The organism is Microbispora sp. H10670, from assembly GCF_014161385.1.
In the GTDB taxonomy this organism is placed as follows: domain Bacteria; phylum Actinomycetota; class Actinomycetes; order Streptosporangiales; family Streptosporangiaceae; genus Microbispora; species Microbispora triticiradicis.
The window spans coordinates 105652-126700 of record NZ_JABBWW010000015.1 but is presented as its reverse complement, the minus strand read 5'-3'; the positions used below and the strand labels follow the sequence as shown (position 1 = coordinate 126700).

14 protein-coding genes and 1 other RNA gene are annotated in these 21049 nt (G+C 70.9%); 11 read left to right on the top strand and 4 right to left on the bottom strand.

What is annotated here, in order from left to right; genetic code table 11:
* Positions 1-107 precede the first annotated feature (107 nt).
* Both HHX33_RS21410 and HHX33_RS21405 read left to right on the top strand, forming a co-directional pair.
* Positions 108-929, top strand: a complete 822-nt coding sequence (locus tag HHX33_RS21410; protein WP_111699471.1) for a tryptophan 2,3-dioxygenase — start codon at positions 108-110, stop codon at positions 927-929.
* Positions 930-957: 28 nt separating this feature from the next.
* Entirely contained in the window at positions 958-5916 is a 4959-nt protein-coding gene (locus tag HHX33_RS21405) for an NAD-glutamate dehydrogenase (RefSeq protein WP_182876167.1), read from the top strand.
* Positions 5917-5931: 15 nt separating this feature from the next.
* Here the strand turns inward: HHX33_RS21405 and HHX33_RS21400 are convergent, their stop codons facing one another.
* Complete coding sequence (locus HHX33_RS21400) at positions 5932-7044, bottom strand: hypothetical protein (RefSeq protein WP_182876166.1); 1113 nt, start codon at positions 7042-7044, stop codon at positions 5932-5934.
* Between the two features lie 83 nt (positions 7045-7127).
* On the opposite strand from HHX33_RS21400, the gene prfB reads away from it, so the two are divergent.
* Complete coding sequence (gene prfB / locus HHX33_RS21395; RefSeq protein ID WP_111699426.1) at positions 7128-8246, top strand: peptide chain release factor 2; 1119 nt, start codon at positions 7128-7130, stop codon at positions 8244-8246.
* Between the two features lie 11 nt (positions 8247-8257).
* Here the strand turns inward: prfB and HHX33_RS21390 are convergent, their stop codons facing one another.
* Positions 8258-8449 carry a hypothetical protein gene (locus HHX33_RS21390; RefSeq protein WP_111699427.1) on the bottom strand — a complete coding sequence of 64 codons (192 nt, stop codon included), beginning with the start codon at positions 8447-8449 and terminating at the stop codon, positions 8258-8260.
* A 179-nt stretch (positions 8450-8628) separates the two neighbouring features.
* Here HHX33_RS21390 and ftsE point away from each other — a divergent pair, with 179 nt between their 5' ends.
* The 7 genes from ftsE (at position 8629) to HHX33_RS21355 (ending at position 16387) form a co-directional block, all read left to right on the top strand.
* The gene (gene ftsE, locus HHX33_RS21385) at positions 8629-9318 is read left to right on the top strand and encodes a cell division ATP-binding protein FtsE (RefSeq protein ID WP_111699428.1); all 690 of its coding nucleotides are present in this window, start codon (positions 8629-8631) and stop codon (positions 9316-9318) included.
* Between the two features lie 14 nt (positions 9319-9332).
* Positions 9333-10232 (top strand): permease-like cell division protein FtsX, encoded by a 900-nt coding sequence (ftsX, locus tag HHX33_RS21380; protein ID WP_111699429.1) that lies wholly within the window; start codon positions 9333-9335, stop codon positions 10230-10232.
* A gap of 66 nt (positions 10233-10298) precedes the next feature.
* The gene (smpB, locus tag HHX33_RS21375) at positions 10299-10781 is read left to right on the top strand and encodes an SsrA-binding protein SmpB (RefSeq protein ID WP_111699430.1); all 483 of its coding nucleotides are present in this window, start codon (positions 10299-10301) and stop codon (positions 10779-10781) included.
* Positions 10782-10784: 3 nt separating this feature from the next.
* Positions 10785-12668 (top strand): penicillin-binding transpeptidase domain-containing protein, encoded by a 1884-nt coding sequence (locus HHX33_RS21370; protein ID WP_182876165.1) that lies wholly within the window; start codon positions 10785-10787, stop codon positions 12666-12668.
* Between the two features lie 388 nt (positions 12669-13056).
* Positions 13057-13441, top strand: a transfer-messenger RNA (tmRNA) gene (ssrA, locus tag HHX33_RS21365).
* Positions 13442-13621: 180 nt separating this feature from the next.
* A complete protein-coding gene (locus tag HHX33_RS21360) occupies positions 13622-15742 on the top strand; it encodes an NACHT domain-containing protein (protein ID WP_182876164.1) in 2121 nt (706 codons plus the stop codon).
* 9 nt (positions 15743-15751) lie between these two features.
* Positions 15752-16387, top strand: coding sequence for a GntR family transcriptional regulator (locus tag HHX33_RS21355; RefSeq protein ID WP_182876163.1), 636 nt, complete (start codon positions 15752-15754; stop codon positions 16385-16387).
* On the opposite strand, the gene HHX33_RS21350 is transcribed toward HHX33_RS21355, so the two are convergent.
* Positions 16360-17403: an adenosine deaminase gene (locus tag HHX33_RS21350; protein ID WP_310741464.1), complete on the bottom strand. Its 1044-nt coding sequence runs from the start codon at positions 17401-17403 to the stop codon at positions 16360-16362. The two genes, HHX33_RS21355 and HHX33_RS21350, sit on opposite strands and share 28 nt — an antisense overlap.
* Before the next feature lie 92 nt (positions 17404-17495).
* Positions 17496-18575 carry a S1C family serine protease gene (locus HHX33_RS21345; RefSeq protein WP_182876162.1) on the bottom strand — a complete coding sequence of 360 codons (1080 nt, stop codon included), beginning with the start codon at positions 18573-18575 and terminating at the stop codon, positions 17496-17498.
* A 136-nt stretch (positions 18576-18711) separates the two neighbouring features.
* On the opposite strand from HHX33_RS21345, the gene HHX33_RS21340 reads away from it, so the two are divergent.
* Positions 18712-21015 carry an acyl-CoA dehydrogenase gene (locus HHX33_RS21340; protein WP_182876161.1) on the top strand — a complete coding sequence of 768 codons (2304 nt, stop codon included), beginning with the start codon at positions 18712-18714 and terminating at the stop codon, positions 21013-21015.
* Positions 21016-21049 lie beyond the last annotated feature (34 nt).

The following is a 21049-nucleotide window of genomic DNA, read 5'->3' as shown; positions in this document are numbered from 1 at the left end:
CGAGTTGACGTCTGTGATGTCATGGGGTGATATCGGGTGCGGTGGTGCCGGGCTTTCGGTCAATGGGGATCGGAAAAAGGGACGTGCCCATCGTGGAGGAGTGGCGCATGCCTGCGACGCCGTACGGCCGGGCCGGGTCCGGGGACGTGCTGCCCCCTCCGCGCAGCTTCGGCGAGGAGGGCGGGCGCCTGTCCTACGGCGGCTACCTCCGGCTGCCCGAGCTGCTCGCCCAGCAGGAGCAGCGGTCCGGGGCCAGTGACGAACTGCTGTTCATCACCGTCCACCAGGTCTACGAGCTGTGGTTCAAGCTCCTGCTGCACGAGCTGGAGCGGATCAGGGACGCGATGACCGAGGGCGCCCTGTGGCGGGCGAGGCACCTGTTCCGCCGGGTGCACGCGGTCGAGAAGGTCCTGGTCGACCAGGTCCAGGTGATGGAGACCATGACGCCGCAGGACTTCCTGGAGTTCCGGTCGGTGCTCGCCCCCGCGAGCGGCTTCCAGTCGGTGCAGTTCCGGGAGCTCGAGTTCCTGTCGGGGGCCAAGGACCCCTCGTACCTCGGTAGGCTGCGGGGTGCGGGCGACGCGGAAATCGCCAGGCTGCGGCGTCGGCTCGCCGAGCCCACGCTGTGGGATGCTTATCTCACCGCCCTCTCCCAGCGTGGCCTGCCGGTCTCCGACGAGGAGATCATGGACTCCCTGCTGGCCGTGGCCCGCGACCGGGGATCGCATGACGATCTGTGGGACCTGGCCGAGGATCTCCTCACCCACGACGAGACGACCGCCCTGTGGCGGATGCGACACGTACAGATGGTCGAGCGCCAAATCGGGACGAAATCCGGTACCGGCGGCTCGTCTGGGGCACCTTATCTCCGGGGGCGGACGCGTTTGCACTTCTTCCCCCTCCTATGGGAACTACGGGCCTGGCTTTGAGATCCTCACAAGGGAGTGAGTTAGCGACATGCCGCTCGAGATGGCGCTGAACCGGCAGGAATCGGATGAAGCGCTGGACGCGCTTCTCCGCACCGCCGCCGACACCTGCGCACACGCGCCGGGAGCGCCGCACGTGGACGGGGAGGACCCCCTTACCTTCCTGCGGCGGTACTACCGGAACGTCCCCCCCGAGGACCTGGCCGACCGCGACCCGGTGGACGTGTACGGGCCCGCGACGGCCCACCGCCACCTCGCGCAGAACCGCCCGCAGGGCCGCCCCCTGGTGCGCGTCTACACCCCCACCCTCGAAGAGTACGGCTGGGACCCGGGCCGTACGGTGATCCAGATCGTCACCGACGACATGCCGTTCCTGGTCGACTCGGTGACGACCGAGCTGGACCGGCACGAGATCGGCACGCACCTGCTCATCCACCCGCAGATTCGGGTGCGCCGGGACATGACCGGCAAGCTGCTCGGCCCGGACCAGGAGCACGTGACCGGGCAGATCATCCGCGAGTCGTGGATGCACATCGAGATCGACCGGCAGTCCGATCCCGCCGTGCTCAAGGAGCTGGAAAGCGACCTGCAGCGGGTCCTGCAGGACGTGCGCTGCGCGGTCGAGGACTTCGCCAAGATGCGGGCGCTCGCCGTGCGCACCGCCGACGACCTGTCGGCCGAGCCGCCGCCGCTCGACCCCGCGCAGGCCGAGGACAGCATGGAGCTGCTGCGCTGGCTCGCCGACGGCCACTTCACGTTCCTCGGCTACCGGGAGTACCGGCTTGAGGACACCGACGGCGGCGCCGCGCTGCGCGCCCTGCCCGGCACCGGGCTCGGCATCCTGCGGGCCGACAAGGCCGGATCGGCCAGCTTCGCGGCCCTGCCGCCGGAGGTCCGCGCGAAGGCGCGGGAGAAACAGCTGCTGATCGTCACCAAGGCCAACAGCCGGGCGACCGTCTACCGGCCCCACTACCTCGACTACATCGGGATCAAGGTCTTCTCGCCCGAGGGCGAGGTGATCGGCGAGCGCCGGTTCCTCGGGTTGTTCACCCACGTGGCGTACAACGAGTCGATCTCCCGCATCCCCGTCCTGCGGCGCAAGCTCGCCGACGTGCTGGACCGGGCCGGGCTGTCGCCCGACAGCCACGACGGCAAGGACCTCATCGAGATCCTGGAGACCTACCCCCGTGCCGAGCTCTTCCAGATCCCCGCGGACGAGCTGCTGCCGATCGCGCTCGGCGTGCTGCGGCTGCGTGAGCGCAAGCAGGTCAAGCTGTTCCTGCGCCGCGACGACTACGGTCGCTACATCTCCTGCATGATCTTCCTGCCGCGCGACCGCTACACCACCAAGGTCCGCCTGGACATGCAGCGGATCCTGCTCAAGGCCCTCGACGGCACCTCGCTCGACTACAGCACCTCGATCGGCGAGTCGGCGCTGGCCCGGCTGCACGTGGTGATCCGCGGCGAGCGGGGCAGGCCGCTGGGCGAGACGCCGGTCGACGTGGAGGAGCTGGAGGCGCGGCTGGCCGCCACCACCCGCTCCTGGGAGGACGACCTCAGCGACGCGATCAACGAGCTGTGCCCGGAGGAGGACGCGCCCGCGCTGCTGCGCCGGTACGGCGTCGCCTTCCCCGAGGGCTACAAGGCCGACTTCCCGGCCCGTACGGCGGTCGCCGACCTCAAGCGGCTGGAGGCGCTCGGCGACGAGCCGAACGCCATCGGCATGAACCTCTACGAGCCGTACGGCGCGGCGGAGGGGGAGCGCCGGTTCAAGGTGTACCGGCTGGGCGCGCCGATCTCCCTGTCGCGGGTGCTGCCGCTGCTCCAGCGCATGGGCGTCGAGGTGGTGGACGAGCGTCCGTACGAGATCGACCTCGACCACGACCCCGCCACCAAGGACGCCTGGATCTACGACTTCGGCCTGCGGTACACCCCTTCGGACGAGGTGCACCGCGACGAGTTCAAGCGGTTGTTCCAGGACGCGTTCGCCGTGCTGTGGCGCGGCGAGGTGGAGAACGACGGCTTCAACGCGCTCGTGCTGGCCGGCGGGCTGACCTGGGAGCAGGCCGAGATCCTGCGGGCGTACGCCAAGTATCTGCGGCAGGCCGGGAGCACGTTCAGCCAGTCGTACATCGAGCGGGTGCTGCGCGGCAACGTGCGGCTGGCCCGGCTGCTGGTGCGGCTCTTCGAGGCCAGGCTCGACCCGCGGCGGCCGGACGACGCCAGGCCGGAGGTCTGCGACGCGCTGACCGAGGAGATCCTCGCCTCGCTGGACGAGGTGGCCTCCCTCGACGAGGACCGCATCCTCCGGGCGTACCTGGAGATGATCCAGGCGACGCTGCGCACCAACGTCTTCCAGGCGGACCGTACGGACGGGCGGGACGCCGGGGCGGCCGGCAGCCAGTTCGTCACCGGCAGGCGCAAGCCGTACATCTCGCTGAAGTTCGACCCGCAGGCGATCAGCGTGCTGCCGCTGCCGCGGCCCAAGTACGAGATCTTCGTGTACTCGCCCCGGGTCGAGGGCGTGCACCTGCGCTTCGGCAAGGTCGCGCGCGGCGGCCTGCGCTGGTCGGACCGTATGGAGGACTTCCGCACGGAGATCCTCGGCCTGGTCAAGGCGCAGATGGTGAAGAACACCGTCATTGTGCCGACCGGGTCCAAGGGCGGATTCGTCGTCAAGAACCCGCCCCAGCTCAAAAACGGCGGGGGCGGCCGGGACGAGATGATGGCCGAGGGGGTCGCCTGCTACCGCCAGTTCATCTCCGGCCTGCTCGATCTGACCGACAACCTGGTCGCGGGGGAGGTCGTGCCGCCGCCCGACGTGGTGCGGCACGACGGCGACGACACCTATCTCGTGGTGGCCGCCGACAAGGGCACCGCGACGTTCTCCGACATCGCCAACGGCGTGGCCAAGGAGTACGGCTTCTGGCTCGGCGACGCCTTCGCCTCCGGCGGCTCGGTCGGCTACGACCACAAGGCCATGGGCATCACCGCCAAGGGCGCCTGGGAGTCGGTGAAGTACCACTTCCGCACGCTCGGGGTGGACGTGCAGACCACCGACTTCACCGTGGCCGGCATCGGCGACATGTCCGGCGACGTGTTCGGCAACGGCATGCTGCTGTCGGAGCACATCCGCCTCGTGGCGGCCTTCGACCACCGGCACGTCTTCGTCGACCCCGACCCCGACCCGGCGCGGAGCTTCGCCGAGCGGCTGCGCCTGTTCGGGCTGCCCCGGAGCTCGTGGGCCGATTACGACAGGTCGCTGATCTCGGCGGGCGGCGGCGTGTGGCCGCGCACCGCCAAGTCGATCCCCCTCTCCCCGCAGACGCGCGCCGCGCTCGGCCTGCCCCACGGCGTCACCGCGCTCGCCCCCAACGACCTGATCAACGCGATCCTGCGGGCCCCGGTCGACCTGCTGTGGAACGGCGGCATCGGCACGTACGTCAAGGCGTCGTCGGAGACCCACGCCGACGCCGGGGACAAGGCCAACGACGGGCTCCGGATCAACGCGGCCGACCTGCGCTGCAAGGTCGTGGGCGAGGGCGGCAACCTCGGCTTCACCCAGCGCGCCCGGATCGAGTTCGCGCTGAACGGCGGCCTGATCAACACCGACTTCATCGACAACTCGGCCGGCGTGGACACCTCCGACCACGAGGTCAACATCAAGATCCTGCTCGACCAGGTCGTCCGCGACGGCGAGATGACCGACAAGCAGCGCAACCTGCTCTTCCTCGACATGACCGACGAGGTCGGCCGGCTGGTGCTGGAGGACAACTACGCCCAGAACGTGGTGCTCGCGGCGGCCCGCGCCCAGGCGCCGGAGATGCTGCACATCCACTCCCGCTACCTGCGGAGGCTGGAGCGCGCCGGGCTGGTCAACCGGGAGCTGGAGTTCCTGCCGTCGGACAAGGTGCTCGCCGAGCGGCGCCAGGCCGGGCTGGGGCTGGCCAACCCCGAGTTCGCCGTGCTGCTGGCCTACACCAAGCTCGTCGTGGACGCGGAGCTGCTGCAGTCGGACATCCCCGACGACCCGTCCCTCGCGTCGTGGCTGGTGTCGTACTTCCCCTCGGCGCTGCGCGACCGGCTCCGGCCGTACATGGACTCCCACCCGCTCCGGCGGGAGATCATCACGACCCGGATCGTGAACGACGTGGTGAACTTCGGCGGCACCAGCTTCGTCTTCCGGTTCGGCGAGGAGACCGGCGCCTCCGCGCCCGACATCGTGCGGGCCTACCTGGTCACCCGCGAGGTCTTCGACCTGCCGTCGTTCGTCCGGCAGGTCGAGGCGCTGGACAACGAGGTCGACACCGCGACCCAGCTCGCCATGCTGCTGGAGGGCCGCAAGCTGTCCGAACGCGGCACCCGCTGGCTGCTCGGCAACCGCCGCCCCCCGCTCGACCTCGCCTCCACGGCGCGGCACTTCATCGACGGTGCCGGCGGCCTGCTGCCGCACCTGCCTAAGCTGCTGACCGGCCCCGACCTGGCGGCGTACGAGGAGCGCAGGGACTCCTTCACGGCCAGGGGCGTGCCCGGGGAACTGGCCGAGCGGGTCGCGGCGATGGTGCCGGCCTACTCCACCTTCGACCTCGTGGAGATCGCGACGTACACCGGCAGGCCGGTGGGCGAGGTGGCCGAGGTCTACTTCGACCTGGCCGACCGGCTCCAGCTCGCCCGGCTGCGGGAGCGGGTGATCGCGCTGCCGCGCGACAGCCGGTGGAACTCGATGGCCAGGTCGGCGCTGCGCGACGACCTGTACGCCGCCCACGCCACGCTGACCCGGGACGTGCTGATCCACAGCCGGCCGGGCCTGTCGCCGGAGGAACGGCTGGCGAGCTGGACGGAGGCCAACCAGGCCGCGGTGACCCGGTCGCGCCAGACGCTGTCGGAGATCTGGGAGAGCGACACCTTCGACCTGGCGACGCTGTCGGTCGCGCTGCGCGCGGTGCGGACGCTGGTCTCCACCAGCAACCTGCCGCACGCGGAGGCGTAGCCTCCCGGTCCCGGGTCAGCGGTTGAAGCCGCCGGTGACGACGCCCTGGTAACCGACGACGTGCACGGGCGCGGTGGACGCCTTGGGCGGCACCGCGCTCACGTACTGCTGGGTCTCGACGATCTGCCGCTTCTGGTGGATCATGAGGTCCTTCGTGGGGCTCAGCAGCCAGCGGGCCGCGGCGGGGACCGCCACCGGGCGGCCCTCGCTGCACTTCACCCCCTGGCCCTGGCCCGGCCCCTGCGCGCTGGTGATCCACGAGGACGTCCGGATCAGCGTGTACATCGTCAGCGCGCCGCCGTCCCGGGTGCGCAGCGCGAAGATCGGGTAGTTCGGCGCGGAGGCGAAGATCGACTCGTACGCCATGCAGTCGTCGGCCTTCGCCTTCACCTTGGTCCTGCTGATCTCGTCGTAGAAGCCGGTGGTCTGCGGGCCGGGGGCGATCAGCCCGGAGGCGTACCCCTTGGGGCCCTCCTCGGCGACCGTCGCGTGCAGCGGGCCCATCAGGTTGGGACTGATCGCCACCGACGAGTCGCGCGACCCCAGGGCGATGGCGTACCCCTCCGCGTCGAGCTCGACCGCGGGCGGTTTCTCGCCGGGATTGAGCAGCGACGTGAAGCTGTTGCGCCACGGGCCGTCCTGGCCCTGCCGGACGAAGGTGAACACGCCGGTGCGGGCGCCGCCCGGCCCGCCGTGCCGTTCGGCGGTGGCCGCGAACCACTGGGCCGCGCCGCTCTGCCGGGGCACGAGCACCGTGCGGTGGTCCCAGCGGTAGCTGGCGGGCCGCCTGCCGCCCTGCGTACGGATCTCGGCGATCGTGATCGGGCGCTGGCCGTCCTGGGTGAGCTGGTAGGCCCAGCGGTCGGCGTGGGCCGCCCTGAGCACCTCGTCGGTCTCCAGGAACGTGTCGAGCGCCCGCGAGGCGTCCTTCAGCGTCACCGCGGGCGGGCTCGGCGACGTCGAGGGCGAGGGGGACGGCGCGGGGCTCGCGCCACGCCCGTCGTGCCCGTCGCCCGGAACGGTGGAGACGGCCGCGGCAGGGGCCCGCGGCGGCTCCCCGCCCGAGCAGGCGAGGACCGTGGACGCCAGGAGGGCGAGGGCCAGCGCACTCCGAACGACCCCGTTCACGCCAGCCTCCCGATGCGATCGATGCACATGCTACCGAGGCGCGCTGCCTGACAGGGTCTCCGGTTCGCGTACCCTTTACAGACGTGGCAGTCATCGATCCAGCCGAAGAGATCAACGAGCTTGGCGGCACGCTGAGAGGCATCCAGGACGTGCTCGACCTCGACGCCCTGCGCAAGCAGATCGCCGAGTTGGAGGAGCAGGCTGCCGCGCCCGACCTGTGGAACGACCCCGACCAGGCCCAGCGCGTCACCAGCCGGCTCTCCCACATCCAGGCCGAGGTGAACCGCGTGGACGGCCTGAGCCGCCGCCTGGAGGACCTCCCGGTCCTGTTCGAGCTCGCGGCCGAGGAGGGCGACGAGGACGCGCTGGCCGAGGCCGACAAGGAGCTCGCCGCGCTCAGGGCCGAGGTCGGCGCGCTGGAGGTGCGCACGCTCCTGGCGGGCGAGTACGACGCCCGCGAGGCCCTGGTGACCATCAACTCCCAGGCGGGCGGCGTCGACGCGGCCGACTGGGCGCAGATGCTGCTGCGGATGTACCTGCGGTGGGCCGAGCGCAAGGGCTACCCGGCGGAGGTCTACGAGACCTCCTACGCCGAGGAGGCCGGCATCAAGTCGGCGACCTTCACGGTCAAGGCCCCCTACGCGTACGGCACGCTCAGGGGCGAGCACGGCACCCACCGGCTGGTCCGGATCAGCCCGTTCGACAACCAGGGCCGCCGGCAGACCTCCTTCGCGGGCGTGGACGTCGTCCCGGTGGTCGAGCAGACCGACCACATCGACATCAACGAGGACGACCTGCGCATCGACGTCTACCGGTCGTCCGGGCCGGGCGGCCAGGGCGTCAACACGACCGACTCGGCCGTGCGGATCACCCACCTCCCGACCGGGATCGTGGTCTCCTGCCAGAACGAGCGGTCCCAGCTGCAGAACCGCGCGACGGCGATGGCCGTCCTCTCGGCCAAGCTGCTGGAGCGCAAGCGCCAGGAGGAGGCCGCGGCGATGAACGAGCTACGCGGCGAGTCGACGACGTCATGGGGCACGCAGATCCGCAACTACGTGCTGCACCCGTACCAGATCGTGAAGGACCTGCGCACGGGGGTGGAGGCGGGCAACCCCTCCGCCGTGCTGGACGGCGACCTCGACGAGTTCATCGAGGGCGAGATCCGCTGGATGCGCCGCCAGGAAGCCGGCGACGCCCAGTAGAGACGGCGGTTCTAATAACCGCTGACGTGTCCGACCGTCGCGACCAGGGCCAGGACGAGGAGCACGATCAACGTGATGGTCAGGGGCGTCAGCCCCAGGAATCCGTGGTTGTGCAGCTTGGCGCGGCCTTCGCGGCAGACGGGGCAGCGGCCCTCCACCACGGGGCCCGCGCAGGCGGCGCAGATCAGATGTTCGCAGCTCATAGCAGCTTTACCGGCCCATCGCTCGAGGGCTAATCGTTTTGTTTCCGTTATGGACGTTCCATGCCAGTGTTACCCCTAGACTGGCCTTCGGCCAAACGGAACGTCGATCGACAGCAAAGTGACCGGCGACCCCCGTACCGGCCGTCCCACCCCCTAGACTGGCTAGCCGTGATGCGCCCGTGATCCATTTCGATAATGTCACCAAGGTCTACGCGAACCAAAACCGGCCCGCCCTCGACCACGTGAGCGTGGATGTCGACAAGGGCGAGTTCGTGTTCCTGGTCGGTCCGTCAGGGTCGGGGAAGTCCACCTTCCTCCGGCTGGTCCTGAAGGAGGAGCGGCCCAACTCCGGCTCGATCCACGTGGCCGGCAAGGATCTCGCGAAGTTGTCCAACTTCAAGGTGCCGCACCTGCGCCGCCGTATCGGCTGCGTGTTCCAGGACTTCCGGCTGCTGCCGAACAAGAACGTCTACGAGAACGTGGCGTTCGCCCTGGAGGTCATCGGCAAGCCGCGCCGGTTCATCCGCAAGGTCGTGCCGGAGGTCATCGAGCTCGTCGGCCTGGAGGGCAAGGCCCACCGGATGCCCGAGGAGCTGTCCGGCGGTGAGCAGCAGCGGGTCGCGATGGCCCGCGCGTTCGTCAACCGGCCGATGATCCTGCTCGCGGACGAGCCCACCGGAAACATCGACCCCGCCACGAGCATCGGCATCATGAAGGTGCTCGACCGAATCAACAGGACCGGCACGACCGTCCTCATGGCGACACACGACGCGGCGATCGTCGACTCCATGCGCAAGCGCGTGGTCGAGCTCGAGGACGGCAAGATCGTCCGCGACCAGTCGCGCGGCGTGTACGGCCAGGCGTATTAGGAGTAACTGGGACCATGCGGGCCAACTTCATCTTTTCCGAGGTCTGGATCGGCCTTCGGCGCAATCTCACGATGACCATCGCGGTGATCGTGACCGTGGCCGTCGGCATGGCGCTGCTGGGCGTCGGACTGATGATCAACTCTCAGGTCTCGAAGCTCACCGGCTTCTGGAGCGACAAGGTCGAGCTGTCGGTCTACCTGTGTGTGAAGGGCTCGCCCTTCGACGCGTGCAAGAACAAGGGCGCGGTCACGCAGGAGGAGAAGGGCAGCCTGGAGCAGACGATCCGGGGCCTGCCCGAGGTCGAGTCGGTGAAGTTCGAGACTCAGGCCGAGGCGTACAAGAACTGGCAGAACACCGAGAACAACACGCTGCTGCTGTCGGTGACCAAGGTCGAGGACATGCCGGAGTCCTTCCGGGTGAAGCTCAAGGACCCGGAGAAGGCGGCGGTCGTCGCGAGCAACCTCAAGGGGCAGCCCGGCGTCTCCAACGTCGTCAACGAACGCGACCTGCTCCAGTCGGTCTTCGGCTTCATGGACACCCTGCGCAACATGGCGCTCGGCATCGCGATCCTGATGGTCTTCGCGGCCACCCTGCTGATCGGCAACACCGTGCGGCTGTCGGCGTACAACCGCCGCAGGGAGACCGGGATCATGCGGCTGGTCGGCGCGTCCAACATCTACATCCAGCTTCCCTTCGTGATGGAGGGGTTGATCGCGGGCCTGATCGGCGGCGTCCTGTCCGGCGTCCTGCTGATCCTCGTCAAGATCTTCATCTTCGAGGAGATCCAGACGTACATGGTGGCCCCCCTCGGCTGGGACACCGTCGCCGGTGTGATCACCGGCACCATGGCCATCGGCGTGCTGATCTGTGTCTTCGCGTCGTTCGTCACGCTGCGCCGCTACCTGCGGGTGTGAGTTCCGCGGACCGCATAGCTTCCCGTAGCTCGTTTTCGCCCTTCGCGGCGACGGTAGGCTCCCCTTATGCCACGTGAGACCGGGCGCAAGCTCATCGCCCAGAACAAGCGTGCCAGGCACGACTTCTTCATCGAGGACACCTACGAGGCCGGGCTCGTGCTGACCGGCACCGAGGTCAAGTCCCTGCGGGCGGGCAAGGCCAATCTGACCGACGGCTACGCCTCGGTCGAGGGCGGCGAGGCCTGGCTGATCAACGTGTACATCCCGGAGTACAGCCAGGGGACCTGGACCAACCACGCCGCCCGGCGCACCCGCAAGCTCCTGCTGAACCGCAAGGAGATCGGCAAGATCGACGCGACGCTCAAGGAGAAGGGCCTCACCCTGATCCCGCTGTCGATGTACTTCAAGGACGGCCGGGCGAAGATCGAGATCGGCATCGCCCGGGGCAAGAAGGACTACGACAAGCGCCAGACGCTGATGGAGAAGCAGGCCAGCCGGGAGATGTCGCGGGCGATGTCCAACGCCGTCCGCCGGCGGGGGGGCCGCTAGACCGTGCGCGCCAGAGTGGTACGGGCCGCGCTCGCCCTGGGGTTGACCGCGCCCTTGCTCACCGGCTGTTTCGAGGAGCCGTCGCCCCACGAGGCGGTGCGCGACTTCCTCGTCGGCTGGCAGACCGGGGACTACGCGGCCGCCGCACGGCGGGCCGACGGCGACCAGGCGGCCGTACGGAAGGCGCTGGAGGACGCCCGCCTCCAGCTGGACGCCGCCTCGGTCCGCTTCTCCCTCAAGGGGATCAGCCAGGACGGCGAGGCCGCGCAGGCCGCCTACCACGCCGAGGTGGACCTCGGGGAGAACAACCCCCTCTGGCAGTACGACGGCACCCTGCCCCTGCACCTGGCCGGCGGCCAGTGGAAGGTGCGGTGGTCGCCGAGCGTCATCCACCCGGACCTGCACGCCGGGCAGCGTCTCGCCGTCGCCACGGTCCCCAAGGGCCGCAGGCCCATCCTCGACCGCGCGGGCGAGCCCCTGCAGGACGAGACGATGCTGCACGTCGCGGGGGTCACCCCGGCCGAGGTCAAGGACCCGGCCCACCTGTGCGAGCAGTTGTCGAAGATCACCGGGTTCGCCCAGGACCGGCTGCTGAGCCGCATCCTGTCGTCGCCGCCGCAGGACTTCGTCCCGCTCGCGACGTTCGGCCGGACGAAGTTCGCCCAGCTCAAGTCCAAGCTGGAGGCCATCGGCGGGCTGCGGTTCGAGATCGACAACGCGCCGGTGGCGCCCAAGTCGCCGACGCAGATCGTCGGGGTCGTGACGGCCATCACCCCGGAGGCGGAGCAGCGGCTCGGCGGGCCGCAGCGGGCCGGCGACACCCTCGGGAGGGACGGCCTGCAGAAGGCCTACCAGGACCAGCTCACCGGCTCCACCGAGACCCGGGTCGTCATCCTGGACAACGCCACCGGGCGGCAGGTCAAGGAGCTCAAGGCGTGGCCCGGGCGGGAGAACGAGCCGGTCCGCACCACGATCGACAGCCGCCTGCAGAGCGCCGGCGACGCCGCCGTCGCGGGGTCCCGCCCGGCCGCTCTCGTCGCCGTCAAGGCGTCCACCGGCGAGGTGCTCGCCGTCTCCACCAACCAGCTTCACCAGGAGCGGGACGCGCTCGCGGGCAGGTACGCGGCCGGCACCGCCTTCTCGATCGTCGTGGCCGAAGGACTGCTCAGGTCGGGCCTCGACCCCAAGCAGAAGGTGCCGTGCAGCGCCGACCGGACGGTGGGCGGGGCGCGCTTCCAGCAGCCCGGTGTGGACGGCGTGACGGTCCCCAGCTTCCAGACCGACTTCGCCCAGGGCTGCGTCACCGCGCTCGCGTCGCTGGCCCGGCGGATCAACGGCCAGGCGATCAGCCGCAGCGCGCAGCAGTTCGGGATCGGCTCCGGCTGGAAGCTGCCGCTGCGGACCTTCAGCGGCTCGGTGCCCGCCGCCCAGGGCGACGCCGCGGTCGCGAAGATCATCGCCGGGCAGGGCGCCAAGGTGAGCCCGCTCGCGATGGCCCTGGTCGCGGGAGCCGTCAAGTCCGGCACCTGGCGCCCCCCGACACTGGTCACCTCGCCCGCCGCCCCCGACCCGGCGGTGGAGGAGGCGGGCGGGTCCGCCGCGGTCGCGCCGGCCACGCTCGACCCGGCGGTCACGGCCAAGCTGCGCACGCTCATGCGGGCCGGCGTCACCTCGGGCGCGGCGGCCCCCGCCACCGCCCCCGGCGAACCCGTGTACGGAGTGGCGGCCCAGGTGACGCAGGCGGAGAAGAAGGAGCGGACGAGGCTGTCGTGGTTCGTCGGCTGGCAGGGGGACGTGGCGCTCGCCGTCCTGGTGGAAAGCGGTGACCTTCAGGCCGCTCCGGTGGTCGCGGGAGGCTTCTTCCGGGGCGCCCAGCCGCAGACCTGAGACAGCGCCGACCTGAGACAGTGCCGACCTGAGAAAAACCGGGGAGCGCGAGCAACCATCGGGGGCCTGACCGGCGTCTTTCAAGGTGACTGGGACCCGCTCGGGGGGTTGCGGGCCCAGTCGTCGTGATGAGGACAGGGCTCCATCTCGGGGGGAGCCCTGCCATCCGGACCGGCTCGACCCTGCCGGTCGGCCCCCGGGGCGCCGCGTTTTCACGCCGCGCCCCGGGGGCCTCGGCGTCCCGGCGGGTCCGGGTGAGGCGCGGCGGGTTCCGGCGGGAGGAATCGAAGTCGCGTCGCGGCTGTTGTCATGAGTAAGCTTGTGGTGCCGGGCTCTCGGGTCCGGCTCGACAACCAGGCGGCTGGACGACCGTCCAGCTGTACGACCAGGGGGTGACCGGTTTCGACTTCGGCATTGCAAGTCAGGAGAAGCGGGTCGGGGACTGCGGACATAACCCCGTCAACACTGTGACCGCGACAATTAAGTGCCAATAAGAAGAGCACTGAGGTGAGCCAGGCTTCCCTGGCTCTCGCCGCCTAAGCAGCGAAAAACCTCTGTCAGCCCGGGAGTGCCTCCGGCCCGGAACTGACATCGCTAGGAGGCTCAACCGTCCGACCCGGTCACGGGGCCGTACGGGAAAACAAACAGTGACTGAGCCCGTCGGCGACTCGCCTGTGTGATCGCCGGGGCTGAGAAAAGCACAACAGGCTGCACCCGGAGAAGTCCTGTCTTGGTGTTGAAGGACGCGGGTTCGATTCCCGCCACCTCCACCGGACACGAGGGCCCACGGCCGCGAGCGGATGCTCGCTCCCGTGGGCCTTCGTGTTGTCCGGACGTCTTCTGTGCTGGCCGGCCCTGTTTCGGGCGGCCGAATTACCGCCTGGAGTATCCGGATGGTAACGGTTAGTGCCGATCGGCGGATCCGTCCACCAGGGGATCGCCATCATGTGCGGGTGAACCGGCGCAGATCGTGGATCGTGCTCCCGGCCGCCGCGCTCAGCGTGGCCGCCCTGGGCGCGGCCGTCGTCGTCGTGGTCAGGGCCGTGTCCTCGAAGGAGTCGCCGAACGTCGCCGACGCGGTGGCGGTCGCGCTGGCCGCCGTGACCTCGGGGGTGGCGGTGCTGGGATGGGCGCGGAACCGGGCCGCGCCCCGGGCGACCCGTCCCGATCAGGTGTCCGCGGCCAAGGACACCCTCGTCGCCCTGGTGCGCAACGCGTGGCGGGCCGAATCGATGATCCGCGGACTGGAGCCCGACCCGATTCCGGTGGTCTGGCGGCTCACCGACGACACCGGCCTGCTGCACCACCGGCACCTGATCGGCGAGGGGAGCCTCGAAGGCGTCGGCAACGCGGTCGCGGAACTGGCCGGAGACTTCCTGAAGCTCCGGCGGCGTCGTCTGGTCATCACCGGCGGTCCCGGCGCCGGCAAGACCACCCTGGCCATCCAGCTCCTGCTGGAACTGACGGGGAAGGGGCGCGACCCGGCCGATCCCGTGCCGGTGCTGCTGTCGCTGTCGAGCTGGGATCCCGCGGCCGGGGACCTGCACTCCTGGCTGACCAGGAGCCTGGAGCGCGACTACGAGGCCCTGGGCTCGGCGGAGTTCGGCTCCGGGGTCGCCCTCGAACTCGTCAGGGGCGGCCACATCCTGCCCGTCATGGACGGCCTGGACGAGTTGCCCCGCCCGCACCGGGCCGCGATCGTCAGGGCGCTCAACGCCTCCCTGGACGCGGCCGAGTCGTACATCCTCACCAGCCGTACGGAGGAGCTGGCCGAGGCCGTCGAGGACGCGAAGCAGCCGTTGCCGTCCGCGGCCGTCATCGCGCCGGCGCCGCTCACCCCGGCCGACGCCGAAGGGTACCTGCGCACCTGCCTGCCGCCGGCGCCCGGCCCGGTCTGGGAGAACGTCCTGGACGGCCTGCGTACCGGAGAGCTGAAGGGGTTGTCACAGCTGACGGCCGCCCCTCTCGGCCTGTGGCTCCTGCGCGCCGTCTACATCGACCCCCAGGCCGATCCGGCCCCGCTGACCGGGCGGCTGGGGCAGGATCCCGACGAACTGCGGGGCCATCTGTGGGACGGCCTGATCCCGGTGCTTCTGGCCGCGCGTTCGCCCGGTGCGTCGCCGGCCGGCCGCGCCGGTCCGCCCGAACTGACGCCGAGGCACGTGTGGGACGCCGGCCAGACGCGCCGCCACCTGAGCTACCTGGCCCGTGTGCTCAGCAAGAACGGCACCCGCGACCTGGCCTGGTGGCGGCTGGGCGGGCTGGTGCTCGACGCCGACGAGCGCAGGCGGGCGGCCACCACCACCTGCCTGGTCGTCGGCGTGGTCTTCGGCATGGTCGCCGCGTTCGCGGGCCGGCTCCATCCGCTGGTCACCCTTCCGGTGGGCTTCAGCGCGGGACTGGGGGTGATGACCACCACCCTGCGCGGGTTCACCGGGACACCCGGTCACGTCAGCGTCGAGTTCCGCGGCAGGGTGCGGGATCTGGCACGGCAGATCACGATCGTGCTCCTGCTCAGGATCCTGATCGGGATGGTCAGCGTCACCGGCGCGGCGCTCGTGGCGGACGCGCAGCCCGGACTCGCGATAGAGGCCGGGATCTGGGCGGGCCTCGCGCTCGGCCCGGGCCTCGTGCTCATCCAGTGGATGCAGCAGCCCACCCCTCTCACGGCGGCGACCACGCCGTACCACGCCTGGCGGGCGAGCCGTACGCTCGCCGTCCTGTGCGCCGCGGTGCCGGGAGCCGGGGGCGGGGTGGTCACCGGCCTGGTGAGCGGGCTGGCGGACGGACCGTGGTTCGGGCTCAGGCTCGGCGTCCTGTCCGGAGCCTTCCTGGCGCTCGGGCTCGGGCTCACCATGCTCCGCCACAGCGCGTGGCCCGCCTACCTGATCACCACCCGGCACCTGGCCGAACAGGGGAAGTGCCCGAGAGACCTGATGGACTTCCTGGACGACGCGCACCGGCTGGGGCTGCTGCGGGTGGTCGGCCCGGTCTACCAGTTCCGCCACGCCGACCTGCAGGACCACCTCGCCGCCGGCACCCGGGTGCCCGCGCGGCCGCGCGGAGGGGCCTAGAGTCGTGGCGTGCGTGGGAGGGAGTCCCACGTCAGGAGCCAGGAGGGGAAGCAGGTGGGGGAGCGGTTGGCAGAGCCGGGCGCGGAGCGTGCGGGGGAGCCGCGGGTGGTGGTGCGAAGGTCACTGCCGTCGCAGCCCGCCGTACGGGCCTCGGCCTCGCTGTTCCTGACCGAGGCCGAGCGGCAGGGGGTGCGGGCCGGCCGCACGATGCTGTACGTCGGGCCGGAGCCCGCGCCGGCGCATGTGGCGGCGGGCCTGCGGGTCGAGCCCGGGACGCCGGTGCTGGCCCGGCGCAAGCTGCTGCTCGCCGACGAGGTGCCGGTGCGGGTGGCCACCAGTTTCCTGCGGCTCGACCTGTTCGGCGGGACGCCACTGGTGGAGCCCGGTTTCCTGCGCCCCAGCCTTCAGGCGGCGATCGAGGGCCTGGGACACCGCTTCGGCCGGGCGGAGGAGCATCTGGTCGCCCGGCCGCCGGAAGGGGAGGAGGCGGTCACGCTCGATCTCGGCCCCGGTGAATGGGTGGTCCGGATCGTGCGCGCCGCCTACTCGGCCGACGATCTCCCGATCCACGTGCTGGAGACCGTCTGCGCCGCCTCTCGCCACATCTTCGAGATCACTCAGGTGAGCGGCGCCGACGAGTTCTGAGCGACATAGGCGTCGATCTCCGCGAGCAGGGCCGACCTGCCCGGGCCGTCGAGGAAGGACGCCCGGACGGCGGTGCGCGCCAGGTCGGCCACCCCGTCGGCGTCCAGCGAGAGCAGTTCCGCCGCGACGGCGTACTCCTGGTTGAGATCGGTGCCGAACATGGGCGGGTCGTCGGTGTTGATAGTGACCGGCACCCCGGCCGCGACCAGCGCGGGCAGCGGGTGCTCCGCCAGGTCCGGTACGGCCCCCGTCCGGACGTTGGAGGTGGGGCAGACATCCAGCGTGATGCTGTTTTCGGCCAGGTGGTCCAGCAGCGCCGGGTCCTGCACGCTGTGGATGCCGTGCTCGATCCGCTCCGCGCCGAGATCCCGTATGGCGTCCCAGACGCACTGGGCGTCGGTGACCTCGCCGGCGTGCGGCACCGAATGGAGCCCCGCGGCACGGGCCGCGGCGAAGTGCGGTGCGAACCACGCCCTGGGCACGCCGTTCTCCCCGCCGCCGAGCCCGAAGCTGACCAGCCCGTCCGGCCGCTGGTCGAGCGCGATGGAGAGCGTCTGGTCTGCGGCCGGGATCCCGAAGTCGCCGGGGATGTCGAAGCACCAGCGCAGCACGATGCCGAAGTCCGTCTCGGCCCGGCGCCTGGCGTCCTCGATCACCTCGCAGAACTCCTCGGGCGCGAAGCCGCGGGCCAGATGGGGATACGGGGTGATCGTCAGCTCGGCGTACCGCACCCGCTGGGCGGCCAGGTCGCCGCCGACGCCGTGGATGAGCGTCCACAGGTCCTCGGGCTTCCTGATGAGGTCCACGACCTGCAGATAGACCTGGAGGAAATGAGCGAAGTCGCGGAAGTCGTAGAACTTCTCGACCAGGGCGGGATCGGCGGGCACGGGCGTCGAGCCTTCGTAGCGCGCTGCGAGGTCGGCCACGATGTGGGGTGACGCCGCGCCGACGTGGTGAACGTGCAGCTCTGCCTTGGGCAGACCGGCGATGAACCGGGTGAGTTCGGGGGAGATCACGCCCCCGACCGTAACAACCGCGCGGAGGCTCGCTCCAAGCGATTTCCCGGTATCTCACACCACTTTGTCAGGATCGCGGCTTGGGTTGCGGCTTATTGTCCGGCGGGCAGTTCGCTGAGTACGGCCGAGACCGTGCTTCTGGTGCCGTCCGGGTGCAGGATCTCGACCCGCGCGCTGTCTCCCGGCCGGAGCGTGGCCATGATCTGCGACAGCGCGGTGGCGGTGGGGGTCGCGGTGCCGTTGACCCGCACGATCACGTCACCGGGGCGGATGCCCGCCTTGTCCGCGCCGCCTCCTGGGGTCACCGAGCCGACCACCACGCCGATCGGGTCGCCGTTCGCGTCGACCGCGGTGCCGACCCGTACGCCGAGGGCGGCCCGGCGGGTGTTGACGACCCGGCCGTATTTGATGATCTGCCGGGCGACGTCGGTCGCGGTGTCGCTCGGGATCGCGAAGCCGAGGCCGGGCGCGGTGCCCTGCTCGGGGTCGACGGCGGCCAGCGTGGGGATGCCGATGACCTGCCCGGACAGGTCGACCAGGGCGCCGCCGCTGTTGCCGGGGTTGATGGGCGCGGAGGTCTGCACGGCGTTGGTGATGGTCGCGGCCCCGCCGCCGGCGTGCCGCTCGCCCGTCACGGTGCGGCCGAGTGCCGACACGATGCCGTCGGTCACGCTGCCGGAGAAGCCGAGGGGGTTGCCCATGGCCAGCACGATCTGCCCGACCTTGAGGTTCGCGGAGCGGCCGAACGTCGCGGGTGTCAGCCCATGGGCGTCCTCCACGCGGATCATCGCGAGGTCGCCCGCCGGATAGCTGCTCACGAGCCGGGCCTTCCTGGGCTTGCCGCCGGTCGCCAGCGTGACCCGGAACTCCGTGGCGTTACCCACGACGTGGGCGTTCGTCAGGATGCGTCCCTCCGTGTCATAGACGATGCCGGAGCCCAGCGCCTGCCCGGTGGTGATCTGCACGGTCGACGGAAGGACCTTCTTGATGACCTGCTCGTAGGCCGACTCGAGCTCCACCGCCCGAGTGGGCGCGAGTGGGGTGCTCGGCGCCGTCCCCGCCGGAGGCGGGGTGGTCTCGACGCCGGGGGTCCGCGGCGCGCACCCTCCGACGACCAGCGCCGCCACGGCCGTGCCGGCGGCCGTACGGAGGACCTTCCGTGAGAGCTGCATAGCCCCTGTCTACCTGCGGTGATCGTGGCCGCAAGGCGGCGCGCCGCCGTGCGCGCAGGTCATGACCGGCCCCGGACCCGTTGACGAATATTCCTCTAGAATATGGTTCTACGCGGAGTCGGAGCTGGAGGATCACATGGCGATCGGGCTGAACGAGGAGCATGAGGCGCTCCGCGAGTCGGTGACCGGATGGGCCGAGCGGGCCGTGCCCGCCGACGTCGTACGGAACGTGGTCGGCGTCCTCGCCCAGCCGGGAGCCCAGCCGGGAGCCCGGCCTGGAGCCCGGCCGGGAGCCCAGCAGGGCGCGGAGCCGGGTGCCGAGCCGGGAGCGGAGGAGCGTCCCGCCTTCTGGTCCGCCCTCGCCGGCCAGGGGCTGCTCGGGCTGCACCTGCCCGAGGAGTACGGCGGCTCCGGCTACGGCCTGCTGGAGGCGGCGGTGGCGGTCGAGGCGCTGTCGGAGCGGATGACTCCCGGCCCGATGGTGCCGACCATCCTCGCCGGCGCCGCGATCCTCGCCTCCGAGGCCAAGGGGCGGGCGGATGTGCTGCCCGGCCTCGCGGACGGGTCGCTGACCGGCGCGCTGGCCCTCGACAGCGAGATCACCGGAGAGATCACCGGCGGGGCGACCGGTGGGAGCGAGGGGGGCGGGCTCACGATCAGCGGAACCGCCGCGCACGTCCTCGGCGCGGGGGTGGCCGACGTGCTGGTGCTCCCGGTGACCACGAACACCGGGGAGGAGTGGGTGGCGATCGACGCCGCCCAGGCGAAGATCACAGTGGTCCGGCCGCTCGACCTCACCCGCGGCGTGGCCATGGTCGAGGTGTCCGGTCTCGAGGTGCCCGCCGAGCGCGTGCTGACCGGTCTGACCAGGAACGAGGTGCTCACGACGGCCGCGATAGTCCTCGGCGCGGACGCTGCGGGGGTGGCCGCCTGGTGCGTGGCCGCCGCGGCCGACTACGCCAAGGTGCGGGTGCAGTTCGGCCGGCCGATCGGCCAGTTCCAGGGCGTCAAGCACAAGATCTCCCGCATGCTGGTGGCGTTGGAGCAGGCCCGCGCCACGGTCTGGGACGCCACTCGGGCCGAGGGCGCCGAGCGCGACTACGCCGCCGCGATCGCCGCGGTCATGGCGCCCGACGCCGCCGTGCAGTGCGCCAGGGACGCGATCCAGATCTTCGGGGGCATCGGCTACACCTTCGAGCACGACGCGCACCTGTACTACCGCCGCGCGCTGACGATCCGCGCGCTGCTCGGCGCGTCCTCCGAATGGTCCGATCGGGTGGCCGCGCTGGCGCTGAAGGGCGTCACCCGGGAGATGGAGATCGACCTGCCCGAGGAGTCGCGGCCGTTGCGCGAGGCGATCCGGGCGGAACTGGCCGGGATCGCCGCCCTGGAGGGCGCCGAGCAGAGGAGGGCCCTCGCGAAGGCCGGGTTCGTCATGCCGCACCTGCCCCGCCCCTGGGGCCGCGCGGCCTCACCGCTGGAGCAGGTGCTCATCCACCAGGAGGTCAGGGCGGCCGGGATCAAGCCACCCCAGATGATCATCGGTGCGTGGGTGGTGCCGTCGCTGGTCACGTACGGCACGCCGGAGCAGCAGGAGCGCTTCCTGCCCGCCACGCTGAGCGGTGAGCTGGTCTGGTGCCAGCTGTTCTCCGAGCCCGAGGCGGGGTCCGACCTCGCCTCGCTGCAGATGAAGGCGGAGCGGGCCGAGGGTGGCTGGCGGCTCACCGGCCAGAAGATCTGGACCTCGGTCGCGCACGTCGCCGAGTGGGCCATCTGCATCGCGAGGTCCGACACCTCCAGGCCCAAGCACGACGGCATCACCTACTTCCTGGTGGACATGAAGGCGCCCGGCGTCACCGTACGGCCGCTGACCGAGATGACCGGGGAGAACCTGTTCAACGAGGTGTTCCTCGACGACGTCTTCGTGCCGGACGAGATGGTCGTCGGAGAGGTCAACGACGGCTGGCGGGTGGCCCGGAACACGTTGTCGAACGAGCGGGTCAGCCTGTCGTCCGGCTCGGGCGGCACCGGGGCGTCGGTGCCCGACCTGCTCGGCCTGGCGGGCCGGCTCGGCCGCGAGCTCACCCCCGCCGAACGGCAGGACCTCGCCGGGGTCGTCTGCGAGGCGCACTCCATCAACGCGTTGTCGTTGCGGGTGACCCTCAGGCAGCTCGCCGGCGACGAGCCGGGCGCCGACGCCTCGGTGCGCAAGCTGCTGTCCACCGCGCACGCCCAGCACGTGTCGGAGGCGGCGGTGTCGCTGATCGGCCCGGCCGCCGTCACCGCCGCCGACTGGAGGCTCGGCGACGCCGGCTACTGGAACCGGGCCGTGCTCGCCACCCGCGCGATGACGATCTACGGTGGCACGACCGAGGTGCAGCTGAACATCATCGCCGAGCGCCTGCTGGGCCTGCCCCGCGATCCCGAGCCGGGCAAGTAGTCCCTGTCGTCCGGCCGCTACTGGAACGCCGCTA

Bases quoted from the DNA above. Each gene is read 5' to 3' on its own strand.
- HHX33_RS21410 (WP_111699471.1), top strand. From the start codon at position 108: ATGCCTGCGACGCCGTACGGCCGGGCCGGGTCCGGGGACGTGCTGCCC.
- HHX33_RS21405 (WP_182876167.1), top strand. From the start codon at position 958: ATGCCGCTCGAGATGGCGCTGAACCGGCAGGAATCGGATGAAGCGCTG.
- HHX33_RS21390 (WP_111699427.1), bottom strand. From the start codon at position 8,449: ATGAGCTGCGAACATCTGATCTGCGCCGCCTGCGCGGGCCCCGTGGTG.
- ftsX (WP_111699429.1), top strand. From the start codon at position 9,333: ATGCGGGCCAACTTCATCTTTTCCGAGGTCTGGATCGGCCTTCGGCGC.
- smpB (WP_111699430.1), top strand. From the start codon at position 10,299: ATGCCACGTGAGACCGGGCGCAAGCTCATCGCCCAGAACAAGCGTGCC.
- HHX33_RS21345 (WP_182876162.1), bottom strand. From the start codon at position 18,575: ATGCAGCTCTCACGGAAGGTCCTCCGTACGGCCGCCGGCACGGCCGTG.
- HHX33_RS21340 (WP_182876161.1), top strand. From the start codon at position 18,712: ATGGCGATCGGGCTGAACGAGGAGCATGAGGCGCTCCGCGAGTCGGTG.